The organism is Latilactobacillus curvatus JCM 1096 = DSM 20019 (assembly GCF_004101845.1).
GTDB lineage: Bacteria > Bacillota > Bacilli > Lactobacillales > Lactobacillaceae > Latilactobacillus > Latilactobacillus curvatus.
Window position 1 is genome coordinate 1,293,836 of record NZ_CP026116.1, and the last position, 25,882, is coordinate 1,319,717.

The 25,882-nt window shown below is 43.7% G+C and carries 19 protein-coding genes and 3 rRNA genes; 6 read left to right on the forward strand and 16 right to left on the reverse strand.

Going from position 1 to position 25,882, the window contains the following annotated elements; all coding sequences use genetic code 11:
- Positions 1-61: 61 nt before the first annotated feature.
- The 4 genes from LCU_RS06750 to LCU_RS06765 form a co-directional block, all read right to left on the reverse strand.
- Positions 62-1,372 (reverse strand): C40 family peptidase, encoded by a 1,311-nt coding sequence (locus tag LCU_RS06750; protein ID WP_054644192.1) that lies wholly within the window; start codon positions 1,370-1,372, stop codon positions 62-64.
- Positions 1,373-1,578: 206 nt separating this feature from the next.
- A complete protein-coding gene (locus LCU_RS06755; protein WP_054644191.1) occupies positions 1,579-2,913 on the reverse strand; it encodes a CoA-disulfide reductase in 1,335 nt (444 codons plus the stop codon).
- Between the two features lie 24 nt (positions 2,914-2,937).
- Complete coding sequence (locus tag LCU_RS06760; protein ID WP_004270587.1) at positions 2,938-4,335, reverse strand: L-cystine transporter; 1,398 nt, start codon at positions 4,333-4,335, stop codon at positions 2,938-2,940.
- A 112-nt stretch (positions 4,336-4,447) separates the two neighbouring features.
- Positions 4,448-5,368: an IS30-like element ISLsa1 family transposase gene (locus LCU_RS06765; protein ID WP_011373852.1), complete on the reverse strand. Its 921-nt coding sequence runs from the start codon at positions 5,366-5,368 to the stop codon at positions 4,448-4,450.
- Positions 5,369-5,461: 93 nt separating this feature from the next.
- Here LCU_RS06765 and LCU_RS06770 point away from each other — a divergent pair, with 93 nt between their 5' ends.
- The gene (locus tag LCU_RS06770) at positions 5,462-5,758 is read left to right on the forward strand and encodes an SIS domain-containing protein (protein ID WP_235805452.1); all 297 of its coding nucleotides are present in this window, start codon (positions 5,462-5,464) and stop codon (positions 5,756-5,758) included.
- Positions 5,668-5,901: a hypothetical protein gene (locus LCU_RS09970; protein WP_056967068.1), complete on the forward strand. Its 234-nt coding sequence runs from the start codon at positions 5,668-5,670 to the stop codon at positions 5,899-5,901. The genes LCU_RS06770 and LCU_RS09970 overlap by 91 nt, the downstream gene beginning before the upstream one ends.
- Before the next feature lie 205 nt (positions 5,902-6,106).
- Here the strand turns inward: LCU_RS09970 and LCU_RS06775 are convergent, their stop codons facing one another.
- Together LCU_RS06775 and LCU_RS06780 are read right to left on the reverse strand one after the other, a co-directional pair.
- Positions 6,107-6,574, reverse strand: coding sequence for a threonine/serine exporter family protein (locus tag LCU_RS06775; RefSeq protein WP_054644724.1), 468 nt, complete (start codon positions 6,572-6,574; stop codon positions 6,107-6,109).
- A 15-nt stretch (positions 6,575-6,589) separates the two neighbouring features.
- Positions 6,590-7,348, reverse strand: coding sequence for a threonine/serine exporter family protein (locus LCU_RS06780; protein ID WP_004270592.1), 759 nt, complete (start codon positions 7,346-7,348; stop codon positions 6,590-6,592).
- 231 nt (positions 7,349-7,579) lie between these two features.
- On the opposite strand from LCU_RS06780, the gene LCU_RS06785 reads away from it, so the two are divergent.
- Complete coding sequence (locus LCU_RS06785) at positions 7,580-8,767, forward strand: multidrug effflux MFS transporter (RefSeq protein WP_056967066.1); 1,188 nt, start codon at positions 7,580-7,582, stop codon at positions 8,765-8,767.
- Positions 8,768-8,872: 105 nt separating this feature from the next.
- Here the strand turns inward: LCU_RS06785 and trxA are convergent, their stop codons facing one another.
- The 6 genes from trxA to LCU_RS06815 all read right to left on the reverse strand — a co-directional run bounded on the left by trxA (position 8,873) and on the right by LCU_RS06815 (position 16,882).
- Positions 8,873-9,196 (reverse strand): thioredoxin, encoded by a 324-nt coding sequence (gene trxA, locus LCU_RS06790; protein ID WP_004270591.1) that lies wholly within the window; start codon positions 9,194-9,196, stop codon positions 8,873-8,875.
- Positions 9,197-9,269: 73 nt separating this feature from the next.
- Positions 9,270-9,386, reverse strand: a 5S ribosomal RNA gene (gene rrf / locus LCU_RS06795).
- Between the two features lie 90 nt (positions 9,387-9,476).
- Positions 9,477-12,395, reverse strand: a 23S ribosomal RNA gene (locus LCU_RS06800).
- Positions 12,396-12,617: 222 nt separating this feature from the next.
- Positions 12,618-14,187, reverse strand: a 16S ribosomal RNA gene (locus tag LCU_RS06805).
- Together the 16S, 23S and 5S rRNA genes form the textbook arrangement of a ribosomal RNA operon.
- A gap of 450 nt (positions 14,188-14,637) precedes the next feature.
- Complete coding sequence (locus LCU_RS06810) at positions 14,638-16,182, reverse strand: ABC-F family ATP-binding cassette domain-containing protein (protein WP_128486118.1); 1,545 nt, start codon at positions 16,180-16,182, stop codon at positions 14,638-14,640.
- Between the two features lie 307 nt (positions 16,183-16,489).
- Positions 16,490-16,882, reverse strand: a complete 393-nt coding sequence (locus tag LCU_RS06815; RefSeq protein ID WP_235805424.1) for a hypothetical protein — start codon at positions 16,880-16,882, stop codon at positions 16,490-16,492.
- Between the two features lie 236 nt (positions 16,883-17,118).
- Here LCU_RS06815 and LCU_RS06820 point away from each other — a divergent pair, with 236 nt between their 5' ends.
- Together LCU_RS06820 and LCU_RS06825 are read left to right on the forward strand one after the other, a co-directional pair.
- Complete coding sequence (locus LCU_RS06820) at positions 17,119-18,228, forward strand: SLC13 family permease (protein ID WP_128486119.1); 1,110 nt, start codon at positions 17,119-17,121, stop codon at positions 18,226-18,228.
- Positions 18,229-18,536: 308 nt separating this feature from the next.
- Positions 18,537-19,112: a hydrolase gene (locus LCU_RS06825; RefSeq protein WP_128486120.1), complete on the forward strand. Its 576-nt coding sequence runs from the start codon at positions 18,537-18,539 to the stop codon at positions 19,110-19,112.
- 59 nt (positions 19,113-19,171) lie between these two features.
- Here the strand turns inward: LCU_RS06825 and LCU_RS06830 are convergent, their stop codons facing one another.
- From LCU_RS06830 to LCU_RS06845, 4 genes are all read right to left on the reverse strand, one after another.
- Positions 19,172-20,350, reverse strand: a complete 1,179-nt coding sequence (locus tag LCU_RS06830) for a GNAT family N-acetyltransferase (RefSeq protein ID WP_056966692.1) — start codon at positions 20,348-20,350, stop codon at positions 19,172-19,174.
- 162 nt (positions 20,351-20,512) lie between these two features.
- Positions 20,513-20,722, reverse strand: a complete 210-nt coding sequence (locus LCU_RS06835; RefSeq protein ID WP_004270610.1) for a hypothetical protein — start codon at positions 20,720-20,722, stop codon at positions 20,513-20,515.
- Positions 20,723-20,843: 121 nt separating this feature from the next.
- Positions 20,844-21,380, reverse strand: a complete 537-nt coding sequence (locus tag LCU_RS06840) for a phenolic acid decarboxylase (protein ID WP_056966694.1) — start codon at positions 21,378-21,380, stop codon at positions 20,844-20,846.
- A gap of 130 nt (positions 21,381-21,510) precedes the next feature.
- Entirely contained in the window at positions 21,511-22,674 is a 1,164-nt protein-coding gene (locus LCU_RS06845) for a cation:proton antiporter (protein ID WP_054644286.1), read from the reverse strand.
- Between the two features lie 353 nt (positions 22,675-23,027).
- On the opposite strand from LCU_RS06845, the gene LCU_RS06850 reads away from it, so the two are divergent.
- Positions 23,028-25,694, forward strand: coding sequence for an HAD-IC family P-type ATPase (locus LCU_RS06850; RefSeq protein WP_039098394.1), 2,667 nt, complete (start codon positions 23,028-23,030; stop codon positions 25,692-25,694).
- Positions 25,695-25,882: the final 188 nt, after the last annotated feature.

The window sequence follows — 25,882 nt, forward strand, 5'->3', positions numbered from 1 at the left end:
ATTTAGGGCTAAAATACAAAAAACATCCCACCTAGGTGAGATGTTCGCTTAATTGCAATCATTAAAAGACACGGCGTGCAAAACTTGGTGCATAGTATTGCATTGAACCGATCTTAACGTTTTCGCCAGGTTTTGGGGCATGAATATATTGTCCGCCACCAATGTATAGCGCAACGTGGTGTGAGCTACCTTGTGAACCCCAGAATAATAAATCGCCAGGTTGCAAGTTGCTTAATGAAACAGCATAACCGGCACTTTCTTGAGGGACTGTCCAACCACCGATACTCTTACCAGCAGCATTTCTGAAGACATAGTCCATTAATCCAGAACAGTCAAAACTACTTGGACCATGGGCACCCCAAACGTAAGGTTTACCAATTTGAGCCATCGCTAAATTAATAACAGCTTGCGCATTACCAGTCGTTGCTGCAGGTGCCGTTGGGGCTGGTGTTGGTGTCGTTACAACTGGTGCCTTTTGAGTTGGGGCTGGTGTTGTTTCAACTGGTGCCTTTTGAGTTGGGGCTGGTGTTGTTTCAACTGGTGCAGTTTCTTGGACAGGAGCTGATGATTCTTGAGTAGCTGGTTGTTGTGTTTGAGTTGTACTTTCTGCTTGAGCAGGCGCACTACTTTCTGCTACAGCTGGTGTACTTTCTAGTGTGGCAGGCGTTTCAACTGGTGTTGATTCACTTTCTGCGACAGGTGCTGGTGTTGTAGGCGTGCTTTCTGTTTGCGCTGGTGTTGTTGCAACTGGTGCTGGCGCAGCTGGTGTTTCGACAGGAGTCGCTGTTGCAGGTTGTGCTGGTGCTACCGGTTGTGCAACGGGCGTTGGTGTGGCTTCAATCTTACCATCACCTGTAAAGCGAGCTGGTACCCAGCTACCATTTTCAAGTTGATACCATTCTTCGCCAGAAACAGTTTCTGTTTTCACAACGTTGACGGTTTGACCATAACCTAAGTATTGGCCTGTTGGGGCTGTATAAGTTGCTGTTGACCAAACAGTTGTTGCGCCACCGGCATAGGCAATCCGAGCTGTCTTTTGAGCAGCAGGTGCTTCTGTTGCTGGTGTTGTTTCAGCTGGTGTAGCGTCACTGGTTGTTAAGTAACGTTCAGGTACCCATTCGCCGTTTCCAATTCGGTACCATGTTTCAGCGCCAATCTTTTGTGATGCTAAAAGATTTACTGATTGGCCCTTAAAGATGTATCGTTTAGCAGTTTGACCAGTTGTTGGACTTGTCCAAACAGTTGTTGCACCATCTGCGTAGTTGACGGTTGCTGTCGTTGCTGCTTGTACTTGCCCTGCACTCAATAAACCGATCCCAGCTGCCCCTAAAATTCCAGAACTCAATGCAATCAAACTCTTTGTGTTGTTCATTAAACTGTCTCCTGTCGATAAATTTTTTATTTGTGTTTTCTTAATCATCGTAATTAATTCATAACTAACTTTGCAAAAATTTAATTTCTAAATGCAATTTTAGCACAGACCCGAGTAAACATTCAAGTAAACACTATGAACAACTGTTTAAGCATGCAACAAAAAAAGCGCCACTACACGGTTTGTGCGGTGTCACTTTTTTTTAATTAATGGGCAACATTGCCGGCCACATTCAGTGCATCCCACGTTCTTGCAAACGGTGGTGCATAAACAAGGTCGAGTAACCCGAGTTGTTCAGTTGTCATCTTCGCTTGGATCGCAGTTGCGAGTACATCAACGCGCAACACTGCGTCTTTTTGACCAACCACCTGGCCACCAATTAAGATATGCTCTGTTTTGGTGTAAATCAATTTAATCGTTAAATCTGATTGGCCTGGATAATAATTCGTTTGGTTCTTGTCGTGGATTAAAACAGTACTGAAATCAATACCAGCCTCTGCCGCTTCTTTTTCAGTCAAACCTGTTCGGCCCGCTTCTAGCGTGATTAATTTCACACCGGCTGAATTCAACATCCCTGGTAATTGAGCGGCTTGCCCGCCTAAATTCGTGCCGACAATTCGGCCTAATTTATTGGCACCAGTGGCAAGTGCTGAATACATCGGTTGGTTCGTCACGCTGTTAATGACCGTTGCATTATCGCCAGCGGCATAGACATTTTCAATCGATGTCCGCCCTGCTTGATCGACAATAATCGCACCATTTGGCAACTTCTTCAATCGATCATCCGTGATGAATTGCGTATTAGGCCGAATCCCAGCTGCTACAATCACTAAGTCTGTCGCATACTGCCCCTTATCAGTCACAATGCCAGTCACCTGAACAGTTCCTTCTAAGGCTTGAACAGCTTCTGATAAGTGTAATTCAATGCCGTTATCACGTAAGTCATCCGCGAACATGTCCGTTAGTTCTGGATCAAAAGCCAGTGGTAAAATTCGGTCTTCTAGTTGAATGACCCGGACTTGCTTCCCTAATTGATGGAACTCTTCGGCAATTTCTAACCCGATAAAGCCCGCACCAATCACCGTTACAGATTGAACCTTTGGGTCTTGTCCTAATTCACGTAAGGCTTGTCCATCTGCCATCGTCCGTAGATGATAGACGTTTTTGAGATCAACATTTTTAATCGGTGGCATCACAGCTGTGGCTCCCGTTGCTAACATTAATTGATCATAAGATTCTGTGCGATCTTGATTGGTTTTCAAATCCCGAACCACGATTGTTTGCGCATCAAAGTCAACTGATAGTACTTCGTGTTCAAGCGCAATATCAATACCTTGTTGAGCAAATTTTTCAGGTGTCCGGGCAATCATTTGGTTGGGATCTTCAAAGTGCTCGCCAACAAAATAAGGTAAGCCACAAGCCCCAAAGGACACATAGTCCCGTTTTTCGTATAACGTAATGTCTAAATCTGGATTCGTTCTTTTTGCTTTTGCAGCTGCACTTGTTCCGGCAGCTGTGGCACCGATAATAATCGTTCGCATCACTAAACCCTCCATTTTTTGAAATTAAGCCATTTCGTCTGAATCTTCCGTCAAACTCATATCATTAAACTTGTTCTTATCCAATTTACCTAATAAGTGAGCCGTTAAGACCCCAGCAGTCATTGAGCCATCAACGTTCAAGGCTGTCCGACCCATATCGATTAATGGTTCAACTGAGATTAATAGTCCGGCTAACCCGACTGGTAAGTTCATTGAAGAAAGTACGATTAAAGCGGCAAATGTTGCGCCACCACCGACACCAGCAACCCCAAAGGAACTGATTGCCACAATCAAGATTAATTTAACCAAGAAACCGATGCTCCAAGGATTAATCCCAACAGTTGGTGCAATCATCACAGCTAACATTGCTGGATAAACACCCGCACAGCCGTTTTGACCGATTGAAGCCCCAAATGAAGCCGATAAATTAGCAATCCCATCTTCAACCCCTAAACGTTTCGTTTGGGTTTCAATGTTCATTGGAATTGAACCCGCACTCGTCCGTGACGTGAACGCAAAGATTAACGTTGGAATCACTTTTTTAATGTAGTTGATTGGATTTAACCCCGTGAACGTAATTAATAGGAAGTGAATCAAGAACATGATGATTAATGCCACGTAAGAGGCAATCACGAACTCACCTAGACTGAGAATTCCTTTAACATTAGTTTGTGCTACGGTCGTTGTCATTAAGGCTAACACCCCATAAGGTGTCATCCGTAAAATTAAAGTTACCATGCGCATGATAACCGTGTACAAGGCGTTAACGATTTTATTAAACATTTCTGCTTGTTCCGGCTTTTTACGCCGTAATTGTAATGCTGCCACTCCTAAGAAAGCTGAGAAAATCACAACAGCTAATGTTGATGTAGGTCGTGAACCCGTCATATCCATGAATGGATTTTCAGGAATGAAGCTAACGATTTTTTCAGGAACAGTTTGTTCCTGTACATCGCCTAGCTTCGTTTGTAATTCTTTCGAGCGGGCCTTTTCGACTTGGCCTGATTGAATATCACTCGCATTTAAGCCGAAAACATCCGCTGTCACTGAACCAACTGTGGCTGCGATTAAGGTTGTAAAGACTAAGATTCCAATGACCATGCCGGCCATCTTCCCTAAGCCTTTAGATGATTCCAAGTTCGTAATGGCTTGAATAATCGAAACCATGACTAACGGCATAACGATCATCTTTAAGAACGAGACATAACCGTTGCCGACAATGCCGACCCAATCAGCTGTTTGTTTGACAACCGTTGAATCTGTTTTGAAGATAATCTGTAAGAGTGCGCCGAATAAAATCCCGACCCCCAATGCCGTGAAAACGCGGCGACTAAACTTAACGTGAATCCGGGCCATCTTGTTTAAAACAAATAACATGATGAGCATGATCACGATGTTGATGACGACATATGTAATTGTCATTTCTTTACCCCATTCCATTTTTAATACTTACTTATTGTAAACGATAGTGATTATTTTTGCATTAGATAAGCCCTAATTCTCATAATTTATTTCATAATGGTAAATTACAAGTTTAATCCGAACAAGCCCGGAATCTTTCAATGGCAGTCTGTTGATGATGTATTTTTAATGGTCGTTGATTAATTAGTTCAAGTGCTGCTAGGATCTCATCAGTCGTTACTTGGCTAAAATTGGTCTTTTTCGGGAAGAACCAGCGTAACCGTCTATTAAAATATTCATTGGAACCTCGCTCCCATGGTGAATATGGATGGCAAAAATAAACTTTGATCTGATAATCCTGTTCTAAGGCCTGATAATTGGCAAACTCTTTACCATGATCAACAGTAATGGATTTTACTTGGGGACCGAAGGCCCCCATAAACTTGCCAAAGGCGGTGTTTAGAGCCTTAGCCGTTCTATTAGGGGCTTTGATGGCCCATAGAAGTCGGGTCTTACGTTCTACGAATGTAACCAGACATGATCGTGACTCACTTCGACTAGAAAGCACCGTATCTACTTCCCAATGACCAAAAGCTAACCGTTGATTAACAGTTGTTGGCCGTTGTTCGATGGAAGTCCCACTTGTAAATTTCCCACGATTTTCGCTCACTCGGTGCTGGCGGACATTCCGATTGGGTAGATCAGTCAATTTGAAGGGGAGCCAGCCACGATTAAGCCAATTATAAATTGACGCAGTGCTCAAGTTATAAGCGGCCGCAATGGTTTCTGGTGACCAGGTTAATCGTAAGTGATTGGTAATTAAAGTCGCTAATGCTGCCGTCAGCATCGAACGACGACCGCAATTCCGCCTTTTGCGATCTGCATCTTGCTGAGCTAATTCTGGATCATAAGGTTTAACTCGGTCCAACTCATAGCTAATCGTAGCTTTGGCGACGCCTAAGGCGTCAGCCATTACTTGGTAAGATTTATTCCCCTCATTGACCAGTTGTGCTAGTGCGCCACGTTGAAAACGTGATAAAGTAGATGTACCCAAAGTAATCACTCCCTATATTGGTTGGAATTAGCTACTACCATTGTAAGTGATTGCTTTGGGCTTTTTAATTTCTGTTCGGATTAATTATAGAATTTGCCTATTCAAAAAAACGTTACGCTATCTGCGGTTCGTGGCGAGGAAAACTACGATGCCTATAATCTTAGTCCGGATGCTTGCGCGATTTTAATTTCCTATTCTGGCGAGAATCCCAACTTACTAGCACTTAACACTATTTTACGCACCCGCAACATCCCGACGATTGCGATTACCAGTATCGGTGAAAATCGACTTTCGCAAGAATGCACTTGCTTTTACCGATTACAACCCGTGAAAAACTCTACTCGAAAATCGGCAACTTTACCATTAATACCTCCATCATCTTCCTATTAAATGTTTTATACGCGCTCGTTTTTTCGGAACACTACGATGCACATCTCAAACATCTAAAACGGATTGGTGAATTAGTCGACCATCGCACCATCAGTAACGCTGTCATGCAAGAAAATGAACGCACAAAAAAAGCCCCTTCCTGACGGAAGGGGCTTTTTTCACAGTATTCCGAAGAATAAACACCTTGTGCTCCACAACACAGCGGGCGAAAACACCCTTGCAATACGGCAAGTGGTTAAATGAATAACCGTGGTATCCTGTATCTTTGGGTCTCCTAGCTGCCTTCGCAGAATAGTTGCCTACCGAGACTTACTCGACTCATCGCATAAACTTATTATAGCATACTTTTTAGTGACGCGATACCCATTTCGGCGTAATCGCTCGTTTTCGTGTTATATCGGCTAAAATTTGCGCTAACATAAAGCCAACGGCAATCGCACCAGCAATCATGATTACTGAAACACCTTGTGTCGAAGCTTCATTTAAGTTGCCTAGCACGAGATTCCGAATCGCACGATACGCAGTTCCACCGGGCACTAAGGGTACTAACCCTGGAATATTAAAGATAATCACCGGCATCCGCTTATAACGGGCCATAATATTGCCACAAATCCCAACAGCTAACGCACCCAACAAATTAGCAAGCATCCGCCCGCTACCAAAGTTAAAGAGCATCCAATAGACCTGCCACCCTGCCATACCGGCAAAGCCACACCATAATAATGCGCGTCTTGGTAAATTAATACAAATTCCAAACGCAACCGTTGAAATATAACTAAATAACGCTTGAATAATAAACTGAACCCAATATGGCATCTGATGAACCTCTCTTTACATAAAGAATCTAAATACGAGCGCAATCCCTGTTCCAATTGCAAAGGCACTCAGGATGGCCTCCATCCCACGTGCCATACCAGATAATAAATGCCCTGCTAGCAAATCTCGAATCGAGTTGGTAATCGCTACACCAGGTACCAATGGCATTACAGCCCCAATGATAATATTATCGATATCGACTCCTAAGTGCCACCTAGTTAATAGATAGGCGACTATCCCAATCACTGTCGCACTTAAAAATTCACCGATAAAGCGAATCGTTGTGACCCGATTGACCGCCGCAAAGGCGGCATAGCCTAAAGCACCGGCTACCGCTGACGGTATGATGTCTAACCAATCATATTCACCAGAAAAAATAATCATCAAAAACGCTGAAATGACTGCTGCAGCTGTAATTTGTAACCACAACGGAAAATGAGCTGTATCCTGATCAATTTGTTTTAACCGTAACATTAACTGATCCAACGTAATTTCCTTAGTCGCAAATTGCCGTGAAGCAGTATTCACATTTTCAACTTTTCCAAGGTTAATCGTCCGCACCGCAACAGCGCCTAGTTGCACATAAGGTTGATTTTCAATTCCGATAAATAAACCGGTCGGTGTCGTAAACACAACACTCTTTTGAATGCCTGCATTATAAGCAATCCGGTTCATTGTATCTTCAACCCGGTACATTTCAGAACCACTTTCAATCATAATCCGTCCCGCAATTAGGCAGGTTTCTAATATTTTATTTTTTTGGGCAATTTTCATGGCAAAACCTCATTCGACAACTTTTTTCATTATCTCCATCATAACTTGTTTAAACTGAAATAGAAACCATTTACATATTAAAAATTGCTCATATATCGCCACAAACCCGACTTCTTATGTTAGTGTAACTAAGAAGCAACATGAATAGTAATTAATTAAATTCGTTCGGCGCTAGCTACGTTTTCAACGGGCTATTTTTTTACACTTTTTTATTTAGGAGGGTTTATTAACATGGTTTTAACAAAAAAAAGAACACTATGGTTATCTGTTTTACTTGGTTCACTGAGTGCTTATGGACCCCTACTAGTGGATATGTATCTACCAGCATTTCCGATTATGGAAGCTGATTTTCATTCATCTGCTTCCATGATTCAACTGAGTCTAACTATGTGTTTGGCTGGACTTGCGATTGGCCCCATCTTCATGGGTGCCTGGAGCGATCGTGTTGGCCGTAAAAAGCCACTCGTAATCGGAACCGCCCTTGCTTTTACAGCGTGTCTATTATCGTTAGTCACCCACAATATTTGGCTATTCTTCCTTTTACGGTTTATTCAAGGGTTAGCGAGCTCTGCAGGACAGGTCATTACTCGAGCAGTCGCTAAAGATTTATTTGACGGTAAACAATTGACAAAATTCATTGCCTTACTCATGGCAATCAACGGTATCTTCCCCATCATTTCACCATTAATAGGAAGTGCTTTGCTCCGTTTCACCTCTTGGGAAGGTATTTTCGGCTTTTTAGGGATTGTTGGCCTTCTTCTATTGTTAGGCATCATTTTGGGATTCAAAGAAACACACACAGTATCCACAAGCGCGCAATCGGCACAACAATCGCGCCTTGGTATTCAAGCCATTTTTAAAGATCGCCCATTCATCCTATTTGTTTTAATTCAAGGCCTCGTTTATGGGGCAATGTTCTGTTATATTTCAGGTTCCAGTTTCATGCTTCAAAATGTCTTTAGTCTTTCTAAATCAACTTTCAGTCTAATCTACGGAATCAATGGGATTGGGATTATCTTAATGGCTGAAATGTCCACCATTTTAATCCATTGGTTTGATGAATTACAACAATTAAAAATCGGCTTAATTGGTGGTTTAATCGGTGCCATCTGCGTCTTAATTAGTGGCTTTGGCTCTAATCGTCTCTGGTTAGCTTTAATTGGTTTATTCCTAGTGGTCGCAACACTTGGTCTAATTAATGCCGTTGTCACCTCACTGGCCTTACAACGCCAAGGACAACATGCAGGGATTGCTTCTTCAGTGCTTGGACTTGGTATGTATGTTTTCGGCATTTTTCTTTCCCCATTAGTTGGCGTGATGGGCAGTTATACCTATCTTCCATTAGCTGTTTTGATTTTACTTTGTGAGATTGGCGCATTAATCCTTTATCAACGTGTTATCCACATGGTTCGTCAATAATCATCTCCCCCTTAGACAATAGCTAAGGGGGTTATTTTATTTCTACTTATCAAAAAAGACCCGCAACTCTCCAATGAAAGTTGCGGGCTACTATTAATGCGCTGATTACATTTCAGCGATTTTCTTATCTAAGTATCTTTTTAACTTCTCTTTTGGAAAAGCGCCAGTTACCTTTTCTGTCGCCTGACCATTTTTGAAGATTAATAGGGTTGGAACGGATTGAATCGCATATTGTTCAGCTAACGCTGCTTGATCCTCTACATCAACGGTTCCTAAGCCAAACTGATCAGCTAATTGTTCATGTAGTTCAGTAATCATCGGTGTCATAATCCGACAAGGTGCACACCAATCCGCCCAAAAGTCTAAAATCACTAACGGTTGTGTTTGAACAAAGCTTGCGATGTTCTGTTCTGTTACGGTTTGAATCATGCTGATTTCTCCCAACTTATTATTTAATTACTACAAAAAAGGTTGAACCTTTCGGCTCAACCTTTTTATATTTGCGCGGCAACGTCCTATCCTCGCAGGTAGTTTCCCACCAACTACTATCGGCGCTAAGAAGCTTAACTTCTGTGTTCGACATGGGAACAGGTGTATCCTTCTTGCTATCGCCACCACACTATTTTGTGCTTGCGCACTGAGAAGAACTTCGTTCTCTCAAAACTGCATAATAAGTAATATTTCATTTCAAAAGCCTAACATTGCACCTTTGGTTAAGTCCTCGACCGATTAGTACTAGTCCGCTCCATACATCGCTGTACTTCCACTCCTAGCCTATCTACCTGATCATCTTTCAGGGGTCTTACTTCCATAAAGGAATGGGAAATCTCATCTCGAGGGGGGCTTCACACTTAGATGCTTTCAGCGTTTATCCCGTCCATACATAGCTACCCAGCGATGCGCCTGGCGGCACAACTGGTACACCAGAGGTATGTCCATCCCGGTCCTCTCGTACTAAGGACAGCTCCTCTCAAATTTCCTGCGCCCGCGACGGATAGGGACCGAACTGTCTCACGACGTTCTGAACCCAGCTCGCGTACCGCTTTAATGGGCGAACAGCCCAACCCTTGGGACCGACTACAGCCCCAGGATGCGATGAGCCGACATCGAGGTGCCAAACCTCCCCGTCGATGTGGACTCTTGGGGGAGATAAGCCTGTTATCCCCAGGGTAGCTTTTATCCGTTGAGCGATGGCCCTTCCATACGGAACCACCGGATCACTAAGTCCGACTTTCGTCCCTGCTCGATTTGTCAATCTCACAGTCAAGCTCTCTTATACCTTTACACTCTACGAATGATTTCCAACCATTCTGAGAGAACCTTTGAGCGCCTCCGTTACACTTTAGGAGGCGACCGCCCCAGTCAAACTGCCCACCTGACACTGTCTCCCGCCACGCTAAGTGGCGCGGGTTAGAGTGGTCATACAGTTAGGGTAGTATCCCACCAACGCCTCCATCGAAACTAGCGTTCCGATTTCTACGGCTCCTACCTATCCTGTACAAACTGTACAAACACTCAATATCAAGCTACAGTAAAGCTCCATGGGGTCTTTCCGTCCTGTCGCGGGTAACCCGCATCTTCACGGGTATTATAATTTCACCGAGTCTCTCGTTGAGACAGTGCCCAAATCATTACGCCTTTCGTGCGGGTCGGAACTTACCCGACAAGGAATTTCGCTACCTTAGGACCGTTATAGTTACGGCCGCCGTTTACTGGGGCTTCAATTCTGGGCTTCGCTTACGCTAACTCATCCTCTTAACCTTCCAGCACCGGGCAGGCGTCAGCCCCTATACGTCATCTTTCGATTTTGCAGAGACCTGTGTTTTTGATAAACAGTTGTTTGGGCCTATTCACTGCGGCTGACCTGACGGTCAGCACCCCTTCTCCCGAAGTTACGGGGTCATTTTGCCGAGTTCCTTAACGAGAGTTCACTCGCTCACCTTAGGATATTCTCCTCGACCACCTGTGTCGGTTTACGGTACGGGTAGTTTATTTCTCACTAGAAGCTTTTCTTGGCAGTGTAACATCAGGAACTTCGCTACTTAATTTCGCTCCCCATCACAACTTGTCCTTAAAGAATCAAGCATTTCACTCAACTCAAGACTTGTTGCTTAGACACACATTTCCAGTCGTGTGCATTCCTTAGCTTCCTGCGTCCCTCCATCGTTCAAACAAAATAAACTAGTACAGGAATCTCAACCTGTTGGCCATCGACTACGCCTTTCGGCCTCGCCTTAGGTCCCGACTAACCCTGGGAGGACGAGCCTTCCCCAGGAAACCTTAGTCATACGGTGGATCAGATTCTCACTGATCTTTCGCTACTCATGCCGGCATTCTCACTTCTAAGCGCTCCACTAGTCCTTACGATCTAGCTTCATCGCCCTTAGAACGCTCTCCTACCGCGGACACTTACGTGTCCACCCACAGTTTCGGTATTATGTTTAGCCCCGGTACATTTTCGGCGCAGCGGCACTCGACTAGTGAGCTATTACGCACTCTTTAAATGGTGGCTGCTTCTGAGCCAACATCCTAGTTGTCTGTGCACCGCCACATCCTTTTCCACTTAACATAAATTTTGGGACCTTAACTGGTGATCTGGGCTGTTTCCCTTTCGACTACGGATCTTATCACTCGCAGTCTGACTCCCGGAACTAAATCAATGGTATTCGGAGTTTATCTGAATTCAGTAACCCATGACGGGCCCCTAGTCCAAACAGTGCTCTACCTCCATGATCCAATATTCCGAGGCTAGCCCTAAAGCTATTTCGGAGAGAACCAGCTATCTCCAAGTTCGATTGGAATTTCACCGCTACCCACACCTCATCCCCGCCATTTTCAACTGACGTGGGTTCGGTCCTCCAGTGTGTTTTACCACACCTTCAACCTGGACATGGGTAGGTCACTTGGTTTCGGGTCTACATCTATATACTCACTCGCCCATTTCAGACTCGCTTTCGCTACGGCTCCAGCTTTTCACTTTAACCTCGCATATAAACGTAACTCGCCGGTTCATTCTACAAAAGGCACGCCATCACTCATTAACGAGCTTTGACTAATTGTAGGCACACGGTTTCAGGATCTATTTCACTCCCCTTCCGGGGTGCTTTTCACCTTTCCCTCACGGTACTGGTTCACTATCGGTCACTAGGGAGTATTTAGCCTTGGGAGATGGTCCTCCCGGATTCCGACGGAATTTCACGTGTTCCGCCGTACTCAGGATCCAGAACGGAGGTTAAGTTGTTTAATCTACGTGGTTATCACACTCTTTGACTCAGCTTCCCAGCTGATTCGATTACAACTTAACTTGGTAACTCCAATGTTCTGTCCTACAACCCCAAGAAGCAAGCTTCTTGGTTTGGGCTCTTCCCCGTTCGCTCGCCGCTACTTAGGGAATCGATTTTTCTTTCTCTTCCTGCAGGTACTTAGATGTTTCAGTTCCCCGCGTCTACCTTCATTAAGCTATGTATTCACTTAATGATAATACCCGACTAAAGGTATTGGGTTCCCCCATTCGGAAATCTCCGGATCAAAGCTTACTTACAGCTCCCCGAAGCATATCGGTGTTAGTACCGTCCTTCATCGGCTCCTAGTGCCAAGGCATCCACCGTGCGCCCTTTATAACTTAACCTAACTTTACCTACGGTAAAGGGTTATTATTTGAGTTTAGCGATATGAACTAATTCATATTTCTATTAAAAAACTCTTTAAAACGCAATGTTTTCTCGGCTTTTAAAACTAATATATTACTTATTATCCAGTTTTCAAAGAACAAAGTTTGAGAGTAGACCTCTCAAAACTAAACAAAGTTTCGACTTCGCAAATGTACAAGGTTTTCCGTATTATTCCTTAGAAAGGAGGTGATCCAGCCGCAGGTTCTCCTACGGCTACCTTGTTACGACTTCACCCTAATCATCTGTCCCACCTTAGACGGCTGGCTCCCGAAGGTTACCTCACCGGCTTTGGGTGTTACAAACTCTCATGGTGTGACGGGCGGTGTGTACAAGGCCCGGGAACGTATTCACCGCGGCATGCTGATCCGCGATTACTAGCGATTCCGGCTTCATGTAGGCGAGTTGCAGCCTACAATCCGAACTGAGAATGGTTTTAAGAGATTAGCTAAACCTCGCGGTCTCGCGACTCGTTGTACCATTCATTGTAGCACGTGTGTAGCCCAGGTCATAAGGGGCATGATGATTTGACGTCGTCCCCACCTTCCTCCGGTTTGTCACCGGCAGTCTCACTAGAGTGCCCAACTAAATGCTGGCAACTAGTAATAAGGGTTGCGCTCGTTGCGGGACTTAACCCAACATCTCACGACACGAGCTGACGACAACCATGCACCACCTGTCACTTTGTCCCCGAAGGGAAAGCTCTATCTCTAGAGTGGTCAAAGGATGTCAAGACCTGGTAAGGTTCTTCGCGTTGCTTCGAATTAAACCACATGCTCCACCGCTTGTGCGGGCCCCCGTCAATTCCTTTGAGTTTCAACCTTGCGGTCGTACTCCCCAGGCGGAGTGCTTAATGCGTTAGCTGCGGCACTGAAGGGCGGAAACCCTCCAACACCTAGCACTCATCGTTTACGGCATGGACTACCAGGGTATCTAATCCTGTTTGCTACCCATGCTTTCGAGCCTCAGCGTCAGTTACAGACCAGACAGCCGCCTTCGCCACTGGTGTTCTTCCATATATCTACGCATTTCACCGCTACACATGGAGTTCCACTGTCCTCTTCTGCACTCAAGTTTCCCAGTTTCCGATGCACTTCTTCGGTTGAGCCGAAGGCTTTCACATCAGACTTAAGAAACCGCCTGCGCTCGCTTTACGCCCAATAAATCCGGACAACGCTTGCCACCTACGTATTACCGCGGCTGCTGGCACGTAGTTAGCCGTGGCTTTCTGGTTGGATACCGTCACTACCTGATCAGTTACTATCAAATACGTTCTTCTCCAACAACAGAGTTTTACGATCCGAAAACCTTCTTCACTCACGCGGCGTTGCTCCATCAGACTTTCGTCCATTGTGGAAGATTCCCTACTGCTGCCTCCCGTAGGAGTCTGGGCCGTGTCTCAGTCCCAGTGTGGCCGATTACCCTCTCAGGTCGGCTATGCATCACGGTCTTGGTGAGCCTTTACCTCACCAACTAACTAATGCACCGCGGGTCCATCCTAAAGTGATAGCCGAAACCATCTTTCAACCTTGCACCATGCGGTGCTAGGTTTTATGCGGTATTAGCATCTGTTTCCAAATGTTATCCCCCACTTTAGGGCAGGTTACCCACGTGTTACTCACCCGTCCGCCACTCACTCAAATGTTATCAATCAGAAGCAAGCTTCTTCAATCTAACGAGAGTGCGTTCGACTTGCATGTATTAGGCACGCCGCCAGCGTTCGTCCTGAGCCAGGATCAAACTCTCGATTAAAAGTTTGTAGCTCTTGTTTTGTTACTTAATTTATTTGCTAGCGAAATTGACTTTGCAAATATGTTTTGTGCCCCGAAGGGCGACCCTACACATTTGGTTTGTCGAAACTTTGTTCAGTTTTCAAAGATCTACTGTGTTGAAACAGCTTTTTAATTATATCACACAACTTATCGTCTGTCAACAACTATTTTTAATTAATTATTACTTAGAAGTTATAGCTCCGTAAGCAACATATAATATATTATCACGATAAGGTTTAAATAACAAGCGTTTTTTAAAATCTTTTTTATTTCGTATCGCTGAGTCATCAACCATACGTCCCTCGTCGAGACAACTTTTATATATTACCAAGATTAACAGGCGCGGTCAAGCTTTTTATTAAAAAAGCTTTGAAAAGTTACCAGCAACGTTTCATCGTTACCAATAACCCTTCAAAGCTCTACGGTATCCCTATTGTTTAATGAGTGATTCAACATCCAAAATCTTATCAATCCAGTCACCTTGATAGAAGTCTTCTTCATGAGTAACAAGGAGTACGCCACCCTCGAAGGCTTGGATTGCTTTTCGTAGTGCATTCTTCGTATCATCATCTAAATGGTTCGTTGGTTCATCTAATAGAAGAAAGTTGCTTGATGTTAATAGTAGTTCGGCAATCTTCACCTTCGATTGTTCGCCACCACTAAGTTGTTTCAAAGGCTTCATCGCTTCTTCGGCAGTTAAACCAGTCCGCGATAAAACTTGGCGTAGTTCCTTTTGTTTCTGATCAGGGTATTCGCCTTGTAGATACTGTAATGGCGTTACCATATTATTCGGCCACTTCAAGTCTTGTTTAAAGTAACCAAACTTCACCGTACTGGCAATCTCAAAGTCCCCATCGATTGCTGGAATTTCTTTAATGATCGTTTTAATCAACGTTGATTTCCCAATCCCATTAAAACCTTTCAAGACCACCTTCTGATCACGACCAATTGAAAAGTTCAACGCTGGTAGTAACGCGCGATCGTAACCAATCTCCAAATCATTAGTCGTCAATAGAATCTGACTGGCCGTTGCATGATATGGAAAGCGGAAGTTAGCCTTCACGCGATTACTTGGTGGCGTCAAAATATCCATATGTGCCAATTGTTTCTCACGACTCTTGGCAATTGTCGAACGGGAGCCAGCTTTATACTTGCGGATATAAGCTTTCGTTTTTTCAATCTTCCTTTGTTGGTTCTCATAGGCCTTTAAATAACTAGCCTTATTCTCTTCCTTTTGCCGAAAGGCTTGTTGTAGTGTGCCGGTATACTTCGTAATCTTACCGAATTCGATATCGGCGATACAGGTTGTCACCCGTTCCAAAAAGTCATAATCATGGGAGATTGTGATAAAGGCGCCTTCGAAATGATTGAGATAATCACTCAGCCAATCAATGTGGTTCGTGTCCAAATAGTTCGTTGGTTCATCCAGTAATAACATATCGGGTTCTTCTAATAGTAGTTTCGCTAAAATAATCTTCGAACGTTGCCCCCCACTTAGTTGTGATACATCATGATCCATCCCTAATGCATCAATCCCCAAGCCAGTGGCGACTTGCATAACGCGTGTATCAATATCATAGAAGCTTTTTGCCTCTAATAGTTCTTGAATCGCACCCGCTTTTTCGAGCAATTGGTCATCAAGGCTCTCTGCGTAGTCCGCATAATATTGACTCATTAATTTTTCTTTCTTATATAAATCCGCAAAAGCCGTCTTCAAAAATTCAAAGATCGATAATCCTGGTGCTAACTTCGCATACTGATCGAGATAACCAATCTTCAAATTCTTTTGCCACGTCACTTTTCCTTCATCCGGAAGAATGACGCCCGTGAGGATATTGATTAACGTACTCTTACCCACCCCGTTTTGGCCGGTAATCCCCATATGTTCGCCTTTATTCACTTGAAACCCGGCGTCGTCATAAAGTTGTTTATCTAAAAACTGTTGTGTTAGGCCTTCGACTTTTAAAATACTCATTGTTTTATTCCTACTTTCTTTCCAAATAAAAAACAGGGGCAGCATCCGCTACCCCTGTCATGATTACAATCATTGACTATCGACCACTCCATCCATAGTCACTACCCAAATAAACCACTGTCACCAGTCGTTAAATCCAGTAATGTCCTATAGATGACTTTTAATCAATATTAGGCTCTGCACGATGCGTCATCTTCAAATATACAGAGCGAAGCTTCATAATTAATGGTCGTTCAATTAACATGTAATCGTACCCTTCAATAAGTTAGTCCTATCCTAACATAGAACAATCGTTCATGCAAAAGCCTTAGCTAACCCGTGCACGCAACTTCGCTAACAGCTGTGCGCGTTTGCGCCGAGAAATGATTAGACGCAATTCACCGCGGACAATTGGATAATCCTTAGCCCTACCATGCATCATTGTCGCTAAGTCTTGGCTTGTTAATCCTTGATTAGCCACTTCAATTTTGATCATTTCTGCTAAATACGTACTATAGAATGCATTAAACCCGACATATAAGCCTAGTACTGCACTGATTAGAATCGCAAGCCATAAATTGAAATTCAAAATCGTCTTTAAAACTAACATGCCACAAATAAACGCAATGACCGTGGCCACTATTCCTAATATGATTGTATGTCTTGGGGCGTCTTTCATCTGCTCCACCTTCTTAATAATGATTAATCGTTTACATTTCATTTATATTATACCTAATTTTAGCCGCGATAAGCAGTAAAATCACTTAATTCTTCAAATTAAAAACCGCTAACGTCAAGCGAGACAGTCAACCACGTTTACTAGAATGGGAGGCTATGTATTGTAAAAATTGTGTATATATTGTAAATTTTTCTGTTTTTATCCCCGTAAACAGTCTAGAATTGTAGTAGTGCTTTTTTGAATAATATAACTATATTAAGAAGGATAATTGAATCTATATGAAAAACATTGCTTTGAACATCCGAGATTTTTTCTTAGATGACAAACTACTCTTAGCCGCTGCCATCGCAGCCATTGTCACCTCATTTTTCAACCGCCCACAACTTAGTTACGTTAATTTCCACGTGATCGTTAGCGTCTTTTGTATTATGACGCTCGTTCAAGTTTATCAACGGCTCCACGTGCTTGATTACTTCGCTCGCGAATTAATTATCAAAAGCCGTTCCAAACGAGCCTTGATGCAGATGTTATTAGCACTAACGTTTGTCGGCGCGATGTTCTTAACCAACGATATGACGGTATTAACGTTCGTCCCATTATTCATCTTAATTGCGCGTCAACTTGAATTTTCACCAATCTTACCGGTGACGCTCATCACGATTTCGGCTAACCTCGGTTCTTCATTAACACCGTTTGGGAGCCCGCATAATATTTTTCTTGTTTCGTTTTACCATATGACGATTCGCCATTTCTTCGAATATTCAATTTCCGTCTTGATTGTCAGCGTCATTATGTTGGCAGCAACGACCTTCCTCTTCCCAAAAGAACCCATCAAACTTCACGGGTTACATCCCGTTGAAGTTGAAAAAGGGCCACTGTGGTATTTCGTTCCATTAACGGTTGTCGTTTTCCTCGCAGTGTTCTCATTAATTCCATTATGGGTGACACCAATTCTAGTGATTATCGCGATTCTAGCGTTTGATCCTAAGTTATTCAAAACAGTCGATTACGGCTTATTACTCACATTCTTCTGTTTCTTCATCGCTGTTGGGAATTTAAGTCACATCCCAACGATTGCCACATTCATGCGATCAATTGTCGGAACAGCAAAACAAACTTACATCACCGGGATTATCAGTTGTCAATTGATTGCAAATGTCCCAACTGAAATTTTACTTTCAAGCTTCACTAACCACAGCCACGCAATGTTCTTAGCCATCAATATCGGTGGGGTCGGCACAATGTTTGCCTCACTTGCAAACTTGATTGCTTACAAACGATTTAAGAAAGGCTGGGGCAAAGACCTTGGTAAGTTCCTTGTCGTTTTCACTGGCATGAACTTCTTATTCTTAATCATTTTAGGGGTATTCGGCTATTTTCTCATCTAATTCTTAAAAACAGGGCAACTATCTTTACGATAGTTGCCCTGTTTTTTGTCATTTTAACAGTAATCGTCATGATAGCATTCCCATTCGCGTCTTACTGCCGATCAACGCCATCGTGACGCCCTTTAATTAAGCTCCTAAATTTTACAAACATATGACTAACATGACAAATTACCCCATTTCTGTAAAGAAACTGCTATTTAATTGACATGCAGCATTGATATACTCTCCTAGTTCCAAAACTTACCTAGGAGTGACGCTTTATTATCAAAAACAAACCATTCTTGTTAGCTATCGGCCTTATATTGCTGATGCTAATTACAACGAATATCGCGCGTGCCGCATTTACCAATGAAGCAGCACCAGAAACGAACCACCCTGTCCAAAAGCTGATGTCATCTAAAGCCATTGAACAATTCACGGGGCAACCTGCCCAAGCAACTGAAACGTCACTGGTCAAACACGCAACTGTTCTACCAACAGACAAACCCGTTAGCTGTCCGATTCATCCAGATCCTGATTCCGCAGAAATTAAGGAACCAACGCCCGCCCCTGAGCCAGAACCAGTTGCGGCCCCAGCACCTGCCGAACCAACCTTAATTGACAAAGGGACATTCAAATTAACCTTTTACGATCCCGCGGTTCTTGGTGCAACAAGCATGCCCGGCGGAATGTATGCTGGGGTTGCTGCGCACTTAGGCGTTATCCCCCGCGGCTCACAAATCAAGATCACATTAAGTACCGGTGAAGTGTGGTACCGTGTTGTCAACGACACCGGAACATTTGCCGCTTCTAACTCACAACAATTAGACGTCGCAATGCCAAATTGTGACATCCCCTCTGCCGGTGTCTTAAATGCCAACGTGCAGATTGTCCAACCTGCTTAATTCAAAAAAAGCCAACCATTCAGATATTACCTGGATGATTGGCTTTTTTGATGTTCAATTTAGAAATAATCCCATAACATCGGTTTCGTATGACTAAACGCAGCACTGAGTTGAGCGATTTGCTGCGGTGTCCCTTGCACATGCCCAAAGTGTGCTTGACTCTCAAGTGTGCGATACCCCAACATCGCCTTAGTTAGATTTTGAATCGTAACGGTGATGTCTGCGGTCCCCGTTGCTAATTTTGTCACAGCAGCTTGTCCTGCATGAATACTTAACTGCCATAAGCCGGCATTTTCAGGTAAGAAATCATCTTGAACCGCAATCGTTACCGCAGATAGTTCCGCTACTTGATAGGCATAACGCGCGAAGAAATCAGCTAGTGACACAATCCGTGCCATCATATAAGGGACGGTTGTCGTCTTTACGATTGTGGGATCAGGCAATAAATCAGCTAGCGACTCAGTCAGTGCACTCTCATACTGAATTATCGCATAAGCTGACTGATGCTTAAGAATAAAGCTCAATAGCTGTTCTTGACTTGCAACTGTCGAGGTCATCAGTTCTTGAATCACAAACGTCTCTGGTTGGCGCGTATAAATCATATACCCCGCGACCCGTCCTGTATCTTCTCGATAGACCGCCACTTCCCAATCACTATGCTTCATAACATCATATTGCCACCACCAATCAGTCCGCTGCACACCACCGACTTGATTGTCCGGATGCTGATTGAAGAACGCATCAATCAACGGCACCGCTTGCGCCAATGTCATCCGTACTACTTGTCCTGCACTCGGTGCAAATTTCAATCGTGGTAAGTCAGCCGTTTGAATTTCAAAGTGCGTCCGATCAAAAGTTTGTTCATAGCCAAACCGACGATAGAAGCCGTATGAAAATGGCGCGAGATACGAAAGCGTCACACCTTCTGCACGCATGTGTTCAAACGCGAGTTGCATCAATGCTGCAATCCCACCTTTGCCCGCAAACTCGGGGTAACTCGCGACATAACCAATGCCACTCATCTTAAAGGTTTGCCCATTGAGCCGTACGTCAAACGGCGTCGCTAATAAGCCACTTGCCAACCGGCCGTCATCAAAAACGCCAAACCCTGCACTATGTGTATACAACTGTTTGAAGAATTCTTGGCGCTTAGCACTATCCGGTTTATTAAACGCATATTGTGCTAATTCATAAAATGCTGGTTCATCTGTTTCAATTAACTTTCTTTTTTCAACCACTGCACATTCCTCCTGCCATCACTTATCTTTCACTATAAGTGAGCGAGCAACAAGATGCAAGCGCCACCTTTGTGATTAGACCGCTTTTTGCGCATAAAAAAAACGACCTTTTCTTGGGAGTGGTCGTTTTTTTATAGGGAGAAATCTATGGGTATTAGGGAGTTATTTCGTTAACGAAATTGCACGAAGTTGTTGTGAATTCACTAGAATTCGTTGCATCAACTCGTGAACCGTAAAACGATCAGTTGGTGCATAGTTCAAGATTAAGATATGCACAGTTTCTTCACATTTCTCAATGACCTTACCGATATACGTCGCAGACATAATTTCGTTTGATTGGCCGCGAACTAAATCACCTACTTGAATCGCCATGTCCAGTTCACCTCGTTAATTTATTTAACCATGACCTCATTATAACGAAACCGCTTTATAAAATCAACTATTTACTTATCGTCATAATTAGTAGATGCTTGTGATTGGTTAAGCAGATTGCCTATTTTTGAATCTTGCGATAGTCAGCATCGAAATACCGGCCTTCTTGAATATCTTCAATCATACCTTCATAAGGCGCTTCGCTAATTACGTCTTCGTTATTTTGTCCTGCATCACCCATATAAGTGATTGTGGCAAATTCAGGCACTAACATCTTAGGATATGTTTCATATTTTTCACGTGATTCTTCCATGAGTGCAATGTGATCATTTTGGTAGGTCACTGTGATTTCTGGATGTTCTTCAACCCATTTAGGGAAGAAAATCATGCCGTGTAACTTGTTTTCGTTTGGCATGAAGTCCAACGCAACATCAGTCCCAGTTGGTTCTGTCCAAGTAATCTTGAAGACGCCGTCCGTTAACTTAACGATGTTGGCTTCTTGATCACGAACCCAACGACCTGCAACCATCCCACCATGAATTCGGTAGTCAACTGTGTGGTCGTTCTTTGCATACCATTCATACTCCCAACCATTATCGTAAGTGTAAATGAAATGCGTCCCTAAGAAATCTTCTAATTCTTTAAATTGTTTTGTCATTTTAAAAACCTCCATATCATGTAATTAAATACATGTTTTTCTTAACTTGATAAGAGTACTGCTCAATCCTTTTTTTGTCAACTTTAAAAAAGGGCAAAAAAAATCGCCAGCAAATAGCTGACGATTTTTCTTAATTGATTTCAGTTGCTAATTGGCGTTTCACCGCGTGTTTAAGAATCAGCGGTGCCAAAACAGTGGTAATGATAATCACGAAAATAATCTCTGAGTAATAAAGTTCACTCAACAATTTAGCGTTGTACCCAATCTGCGCGATAATTAACGCCATCTCGCCCCGCGAAATCATTGCCGCACCAATTGTATAGGCTCCTTGTGGCGAATTATTCATCCAACGCGCACCGAGACCACTTCCAATTAACTTCGAGAAAACAGCTAACACGGTTAAAATCGTAATAAATAGAATATGTTGATTCAAGCTTGCTAAGTTCATCGATAAACCGATGCTGACAAAGAATACCGGAATAAACACGGTATACCCGATCGGTTCAATATGGCGATTAATTTCTTTCTTATACGGGGTTTGCGAAATCGCAATCCCTGCGAAAAACGCGCCCACTACCGCACTCAATTCAACGGCCTCAGCGAACCAAACAAATCCAAAACAAATGATTAACGATGTAATGGCGCTCGCATATGGTACTAACAAACGACGACTCAAATGCATAACAAATGGCACAATCCATTTCACACTAAAGTAGACCGCAACCATGAATAAAGCTTGCAGCAATAAACTCAACCCTAAACTCATGTGGGTTGAACTAGCTGCAGCCAGTTGCGCCCCAAAAAGACTGGTCAAGACACTCAAGATAATTACGGCCAGTAAGTCATCCACTACCGCAGCACCTAGTATAATCGTCCCTTCTTTACTTTCTAACACGTTTAATTCACGTAAAACTTCGACTGAAATCGATACTGAGGTGGCTGCAAAAATCACCCCGATGAATAAACTCTCGAGCTGACTAATGCCAAAGGCCAAGCTCATCCCATACATACTGATTACCGGGACAATCACCCCTAAGACGGCGACCACTAAACTTGGTTTGAAATACTTCTTCAACAAGGTCAGGTTACTCTCCAAGCCAGCGATGAACATCAATAATACGACACCAATTTCGGAAAACGTGTGGATAAAAGAATTTTCATGTAAGACACCGAACAACGCGGGTCCAAGAATAATCCCTACCAGGAGTTGCCCAATCACAGCTGGCATTCCAATCCGTTTGCTCATGTGTCCTGCCAATAAAGTACTGATTAAAATAATTGCTAAAGTTGCCATTGATTCATTTCCCTCCATAAAAAAAGCACGCCAAAATTCCCTTCTACCACCCTAAAGAAGGAAATCTTGAACGCGCAATGCTTCAACCGTTTTTTTAACTTATGTAATAATATTACCACAAAGCCGCACTGGGCGCAAAGTTTAAACGTTGAATTGGTAATAGTGTTCATTAGATTGACATCGCTACTTTTTCCTGATAATTTTAGAGTAATAACTAACTGGAGGTGAGTATTTTTGGATGACGGCTCGGACGAAGCGTTTTGTTTAATTCATCAGATTATTCCTTATTATCGGCAAGAATAACGATCACGAACGACCGCATTTTGACTTTCGATAATTAAAAGGAGCTTACCATGACTAAAACACACGCTTATCAACAAACATTAGACGAACTGCAAACCAATTATGCCCACCAAGATTTTGAACAGGGGCTTTCGCAAACAGAAGCGGCTAACCGCTTAGCAACCAATGGTCCGAATAAACTCGAGAGCCATCACACCCCGAAGTGGCAACTTTTCGTGCGCCAATTCAACAACTTAATCATCTACATCCTAATCGTCGCAGCCCTATTAACACTCATGATGGGTCACTATTCGGATGCCATCATCATCGGTCTAGTAGTCATCATTAATGCCATCATTGGTTATTATCAAGAAGCGAACGCATCTGATGCTTTGGAACGAATCAAAGAAATGTTGGCAACCGAAGCAACCGTTTATCGTGACGGTCAGCGGATCGACATCCCAACTGAAGACTTAGTGGTCGGCGACGTTATCTTCCTAGAAGCTGGCGATAGTGTACCAGCGGATTTACGAATCGTTGATGCCGATAATCTGCGTATTCAAGAATCAGCCTTAACCGGGGAAGCAGACTCAGTTGAAAAAATTGCAACACGCTTAACCGAAGAAGAAGTTGCCCTTGCCGATCAAGTCAACATGGCCTTTGCCTCCACTTCCGTCACTAACGGGAGCGGCTTAGGCGTGGTCGTCGCAACCGCCGCTGATACCGAAATCGGGCAAATCTCAGTTGCTGTCACCGAAACGAAAACCCGCCCAACCCCATTGACTCGCGAAATCAACGGCTTAGGGACCGGCGTTTCATTTGTCGTCATCGGTGCGGCTGTCTTTTTATTCCTCTTCGGCTTACTTGGCGAACATTACTCACTCTCAGTATTAGCAATCGCGATTGTCACGATGGTGGTCGGTTCAATTCCTGAAGGATTACCCGCAACAATGTCCGTAATCCTCGCAATGGGGGTCAGCGACATGGCCAAGCACAAACACGCCATCGTCAAGAGCTTACCTGCCGTTGAAACGTTGGGCTCCGTCGACGTGATTGCGACCGACAAAACGGGGACGCTAACTAAAAACGAAATGACCGTGACCGAAATTATCACCGCCGAAACGACTTACCAAGTCAGCGGGAATGGCTATGCGCCCGAAGGTCAGATTTTATTAAATGACCAACCTGCTGAATTGGATACCACCCTCACACAATTCTTAGAGGCTAGTTATGAAGCCAACGATACGACGCTTTATCAAGCCGACAATGGTTGGACCATTAACGGTGAACCAACTGACGGTGCCTTTTTAACCTTATATCATAAGGTTCATGGTATCGACGACTTACCAACAAATACAGAAATTGACATGTTACCTTTCGATTCGGATTACCGCTACATTGCTAAACTCGTGCAACTAACTGATGGTACGCACCGAATCTATATCAAAGGGTCTCCAGATAAATTATTCCCAATGGCCCAACAGGCAATGGTCGATTTCCCAATCGATGACTGGAATGCCGATGTGACCCGTTTATCAGAACAAGGCAAACGGGTTGTGGCGGTCGGTTATCTCGACGTGCCAACAACGACTGCTACAATTACCCATGAACAACTCCAACAAGGGATTCAACTCTTAGGGGTTGCCGGGATTATCGATCCGCCACGCGATGAAGTCATTCAAGCGCTCGCCGAAATGAACGCTGCTGGGGTCGATGTCAAGATGATTACCGGTGACCATCCACTGACGGCTAAAGCAATTGGTGAAAAGTTAGGCTTAGCACCAACGATTAATGCGATTACCGGGCCGGAATGGGATCGCTTGTCGGACGCTGAAAAACCAAAAGCCGCTTTAGAACACCAAGTCTTTGCCCGCACCACACCACATAACAAACTCGAAATTGTCGAAGCCTTACAAGCCAGTCGCAAAGTCACCGCAATGACCGGTGACGGTGTCAATGATGCGCCCGCATTGAAGCGCGCTGACATCGGGGTTGCCATGGGAATTAAAGGAACCGATGTTGCCAAAGATTCCGCGGATATGATTTTAACCAACGATAACTTCGCAACAATGTCCGTCGCAATTCGTGAAGGCCGCCGGATTTACGATAACATCAAAAAGAGTATTCTCTTCTTACTCCCGACTTCCTTCGCGGAAGGCTTAATCATCGCCTTCACGATTTTGATGCAACAAGATATGCCGTTGCAAGCGACGCAGTTACTCTGGATTAACATGGTCTCGGCGATTACGATTCAATTCGCCTTCATCTTCGAACCAGCTGAAGATGGCTTAATGACCCGCAAGCCACGTAAGACCGGCCAAGCGCTGATGAATAAACACGATGTTTTCCAAATGGCATATGTTTCCGTCTTGATGGCCTTAATCGGCTTGTTAGCCTACGATTGGTTACTCGGCCGCGGTGTCGATCAAGTCACAGCCAGCACAATGATGGTCAATATCATTGTCATCAGCAAGATTTTCTACTTGTTCAATATTCGGACTGCGAAACTCGCCTTTTCAAAAGCTTTCTTCACCAACCAAAAGGCATTCGGCATTATCGCACTGATGATTATTCTCCAATTGATCCTGACCTACGTGCCATTCATGCAACAAACCTTCTACACCGAACCGCTTACCTTATTAGAATGGGGCGTTTCGATCGGCGCAGGCTTCTTGATTCTAATCATCACGGAATTCGATAAGATTATCCGTTTAATCTGGGCAAAAAGAAAGGCATAGTAAAAGAGCGTTCTTCTCGATAGGATGAGAGAAATGCTCTTTTTTGGTGTGCTTTTCGAAACTGGCTTTTCCGGTTAACTACAAAATGTGACTTATGACCAAACCCGTCATAAGTCACATTTTTAGGTTAATCCTCAAAGTCGACCCGCTTCAAACGCACTCTAAACGTGCTTCGGCAAGCATATTTC